The organism is Kitasatospora sp. NPDC059803, assembly GCF_042732255.1.
Lineage (GTDB): Bacteria > Actinomycetota > Actinomycetes > Streptomycetales > Streptomycetaceae > Kitasatospora.
Genome location: NZ_JBHWIJ010000400.1, coordinates 1 through 4673, shown reverse-complemented (window position 1 = coordinate 4673; position 4673 = coordinate 1). Strand labels below are relative to the sequence as shown.

Below are 4673 nucleotides of genomic sequence, written 5' to 3'. Positions count from 1 at the left end.
CCCCGCGGCCCCGGGCCCCGGTGGCGCGGGGGGGGGGCGCGGGGGGGGCGCGGCGCCCGCGCGCTCCCGCCCGCGGGTTGGGGGGCGCCGGCCACCCGCGCCCCGACCCGCTTCATCCCGGCGTCGACGCGGGTGAGCAGCTGCGGGTCGCGCTCGTCGAGCAGCGGCTGCAGGACGGTCAGCAGTTCCCGGGTGCCGGCCAGGTTGGCCTGGGTGGTGGCCAGGTTGGTGCCGCTGCCCTGGTCGGTGTCGCCGGTGAGCTCGAACTGGAGGGTGTTCTCCAGGATCTCGTGGGCGCGCAGCGGAAGGTCTCCGGGGTCGAAGTCCTGGCCGGGGAAGTCCTGCCCGAGCTTGGCGACATCGGCGGCCAGCTGGTCGGCGACGGGCGTCAGGTCGGCGGCGGACTGGCCGTGCCAGAGGCCGTACTCCAGGCGCAGGAAGCCGGTGAAGTCCTTGTCCTGGGCCTTGTCGGCAAGCCCGTCGGGCCGGCCGTCGATCTTGCCGTCGAGGTCGGCGAAGGTGCCGTAGGCGGCGCCGAGCGAGGCGTACTGGAGGTGGGCGGTGAGCCAGTCGGCCTTGGCGGTGGCGAGGTCGCCGCCGTGGACGTCGGCCTGGAGCTTCTGGGTCTGCGTCAGCAGGGTCGCGAGGCCCTTGTTGACGTAGTCCTTGTAGGCGTCGAGCGGGCCCTTGAGGTCGTCCTCGGCGACCGGCTTGACGGCCTTGACCTGGCCGCCGCCGGTGACGTGCACGGCGGCCGAGGTGACGGAGGTGCCGCCGGTGGGTACGCAGCGCCAGGCGTAGTCGCCGGAGCCGATGGTCGCGGTCAGCGCGCGGGTGGTGCCGGGGGCCAGGCCCTCGATCTCGCCGTAGACGGCGCCGCTGGCCGGGTTGACCAGGTAGACCTCGGAGACCTTGTCGCCGGTGTTGTGCATCTGGAACACCTGCTGGCCGGGCAGCGGGGTGCTGAAGCCCTTGCCGCACTCCTGCTCGGAGACGGACACGGTGGCGGAGCTGCCCTGCTTGCCGTCGCTGACCGCGATCACGGCCCCGGCGATCACCACCGGCACCGCGACCAGCGCGGTCGGCACGGCCCAGCGCGGCCGTCCGGACCGCACCGGCCCGGCGGCCTCGGGCGCGGCCGCCCCAACCTTCTCGTCCTGCGCCGTCTCCTCGCCCTGCGCCGCCTTCCCGGGGGCCGGAGCGGTCTTGCCGCCGCGGACGCCCTCGACGAACAGCGTCATCACGATGCACAGGTAGGCGAGGTAGCCGACGACCTGGAGGACCGTCATGGTGACGGTCAGGTTGAGGGTGCCCTGCACCAGCGTGGCGTACCAGGAGGAGGCGTCCAGGTGGCCGCTCAGGTCGAACGCGTACGAGCTGCCGCCGCCGACCAGCCCGGACTCCTGCAGGTCGCGCAGGCCGTAGCCGAGCACGCCCGCCGCGACCACGATCAGGCCGGCGCCGGTGATGGTGAAGAACCGGGTGAGGTTCATCTTCAGCGCCCGCCGGTACAGGCCCCAGCAGAGGCCGGCCGAGAGCACCAGGCCGACGGCCGCGCCGAGCAGCGGCCCGGTGGACTCCCCGGCGGTGCGCACGTTGGTCCACAGGAAGAGCGAGGTCTCCAGGCCTTCGCGGCCGACGGCCAGGAAGCTGGTGAGCACCAGCGCGCCGGCGCCCATCGCCAGCGAGGCCTGGACCTTCTCCTTCAGCTCGGCGGAGAGGGTGCGCGCCGAGCGGCGCATCCAGAACACCATCGCGGTGACGAAGCCGACCGCGATCAGGCTCAGCACCCCGCCGAACGCCTCCTGGGCGTGGCCGGAGAGGTTGGCGGCGGTGAAGGTGAGCACCGCGCCGAAGCTGAGGCTGAGCGCGATCGCCGCCGCGACGCCGGTCCACACCTGCGGCAACCGGGCCTTGTGCCCGAACCGGACGAGCGTGGCGACCAGGATCGACACGATCAGTCCGGCTTCCAGACCTTCGCGCAGCCCGATCAGAAAGCTGGGAAACGCCTCATCCCACATGCAGCGGGCTCCTCCCCCGGTCACCCCGGGTCGTACCTGAACTCGGCGGCCCGCCGCGGGTGGCGGCGGCGCGGCACAGCCGAACGCCCCGGACACGAGGGTCCGGGGCGCTTCGACTTAGCTTAGGCAAACCTTAGAGCCGCCGTGGTCAACAGCACCCCCCGTTCAGGTAAGGGTTCGGTATGAGGGCTGCCGGGCCGGCCCGGCTCAGCCCCACCACTGCTCCGGCACCGCCTCCGGCTCCGCCGGCACCGCCACAGGCGCGGCGGCGGGCGTCACCAGCAGCTCGCCGCCGCCCGTCTCGGCGACCAGGTAGCCGCACTCGCGCAGCACGACGGCGGCCGCACCGCTGACCGCCTCGCGCGCTCCCCGGGAGGGCGGCCCGTCCGGCCCCTCCCCCGGCGACCAGCCGACCGCCACCCCCGGCGGCCGATGGCCGATCCGCAGCAGGGACGGGCCCGACCCGGCGTCGATCCCGGCGCGGGCGAGGGCCGCGGTGACGTCCTCGAAGAGTTCAGGGTGATCCACCATTGGCGCAGCGTAGGCCCGGGATCGCGCGACCTCCGGACGCGGCGCGCGCCGAAACGGTTCAGCGGCACCCGGGCGCAGCACCGCCACCCGTCCGGCGGCCGATCAGACGCCAGGACCCCCCGTACGGACCGACACGAGCGGCCGTACGGACCGATGGACGTGCACAGTCGGCCCCCTGCCGACAGCATGACAGAGTAAGCGCTCCATCACCCTGAGCAACGGGCCAGTGGGTCACCCGCTCCGCGTGCCGGTTCAGCCGGCGGGCCCGTATCGAGAGGTCCCATGATCACAACACTTCGCCGGCCGGCGTCTTTGCCGGCGGGCCTCCAGCCCGGCACGCCGAGGACGCCGGGGAGCCCGTCGTGAGAACCGACCAGCAGTCGCAGCCGGGACCGGTGACCAGCACGCGCGCCAACCCCGCGAACAAGGCCGAGGCCCTGGCCGACTGGACCGACGGCCGGGTCGGCATCTACTCCCTGGCCAAGGCCAATCTGCGCAAGATCTTCCCGGACCACTGGTCCTTCATGCTGGGCGAGATCGCGCTCTACACCTTCGTCATCATCATCATCACCGGCGTCTGGCTGACCCTCTTCTTCAAGCCGAGCATGGGCGAGGTCATCTACGACGGCTCGTACGTCCCGCTCAAGGGCATCCAGATGTCGGAGGCCTACGCCTCGACCATCGACATCAGCTTCGAGGTGCGCGGCGGCCTGCTGATGCGCCAGGTCCACCACTGGGCGGCGATCGTGTTCGTCGCCTCGATGCTGACGCACATGATGCGCGTCTTCTTCACCGGCGCGTTCCGCAAGCCCCGCGAGATCAACTGGGTCTTCGGCGCGCTGCTGCTGTTCCTCGGCATGTTCGACGGCTTCATGGGCTACTCGCTGCCGGACGACCTGCTCTCGGGCACCGGCATCCGGTTCATGGAGGGCGCCGTCCTGGCCGTGCCGATCGTCGGCTCGTACCTGCAGTTCTTCATGTTCGGCGGCGAGTTCCCCGGCCAGGACATCGTGCCGCGGCTGTTCACCGTGCACGTCCTGCTGATCCCGGGGGTCATGGTGGGCCTGCTCGCGGCGCACCTGATCCTGGTCTTCTACCACAAGCACACCCAGTTCGCCGGGCCCGGCCGGACCAACGACAACGTGGTCGGCATGCCGCTGATGCCGGTCTACATGGCCAAGGCCGGCGGCTTCTTCTTCCTGGTCTTCGGCGTGGTCGCGTTCATGTCGGCGATCGCCACCGTCAACCCGATCTGGGCCTACGGCCCCTACCGGCCCGACCAGGTGTCCACCGACGCCCAGCCGGACTGGTACATGGGCTTCTCCGAGGGCCTGGTGCGCGTGATGCCCGGCTGGGAGATCAGCGTCTGGGGCGGCCACACCCTGAACCTCGGGGTGTTCGTCCCGCTGATGGTCTTCCCGACCGTGCTGCTGATCATCTGGTGCTACCCGTTCCTGGAGGCCTGGGTCACCGGGGACCGCGGCGAGCACCACATCGCCGACCGGCCGCGCAACGCACCGGTGCGCACGGCCGTCGGCGCGGCCTGGATCGGCCTCTACCTGATCCTGCTGGCCGGCGGCGGCAACGACCTGCTCGCCACCCACTTCCAGCTGTCGATCAACGCGATCACCTACGCGGTGCGCACCGGCTTCTTCGTCGTGCCGGTGGTCGTCTTCGTGGTCACCAAGCGGTGGTGCCTGGGCCTGCAGCGGCGCGACAAGGAGAAGGTCCTGCACGGCCGGGAGACCGGCGTCATCAACCGGCTCCAGCACGGCGAGTTCGTCGAGGTGCACGCCCCGCTCCCGCCGGGCCGGATGTTCACCCTCACCGCGCACGAGCAGCCGCAGCCGGAGGACCTGCCGCCGGAGGTGGACGAGAACGGGGTGGTCCGCAAGGCCGGGCTGTTCGCCCGGGCGAGGGCCAAGCTTTCCCGCGGCTTCTACGGCGAGGGCAGTCAGATCGCCAAGCCCACCGCCGAGGAGCACCAGGAGATCAGCAGCGGCCACGGCCACCACTGATCCCCGCGCACGCCCCCCGGGCCCCCGGGCCCGGGAGCGCGCGGGCGGCCCCCCCGCGGGGCGGCGGGGCGCCCCCCCGCCGGGCCGAGGCCCCCCGGGCCCG

The 4673-nt window shown here is 72.3% G+C and carries 3 protein-coding genes; 1 reads left to right on the top strand and 2 read right to left on the bottom strand.

Annotated features, from left to right (window positions below):
- Both efeU and ACFV6I_RS36545 read right to left on the bottom strand, forming a co-directional pair.
- The coding region (gene efeU / locus ACFV6I_RS36550; RefSeq protein ID WP_380430288.1) for an iron uptake transporter permease EfeU at positions 1–2021 on the bottom strand (2021 nt) is incomplete at its 3' end.
- A gap of 207 nt (positions 2022–2228) precedes the next feature.
- Positions 2229–2552, bottom strand: a complete 324-nt coding sequence (locus ACFV6I_RS36545; RefSeq protein WP_380345515.1) for a hypothetical protein — start codon at positions 2550–2552, stop codon at positions 2229–2231.
- 395 nt (positions 2553–2947) lie between these two features.
- Between ACFV6I_RS36545 and ACFV6I_RS36540 the strand changes: the two genes are divergently transcribed.
- Positions 2948–4570, top strand: coding sequence for a cytochrome bc complex cytochrome b subunit (locus ACFV6I_RS36540; protein ID WP_380345539.1), 1623 nt, complete (start codon positions 2948–2950; stop codon positions 4568–4570).
- The last annotated feature ends 103 nt before the right edge of the window (positions 4571–4673 follow it).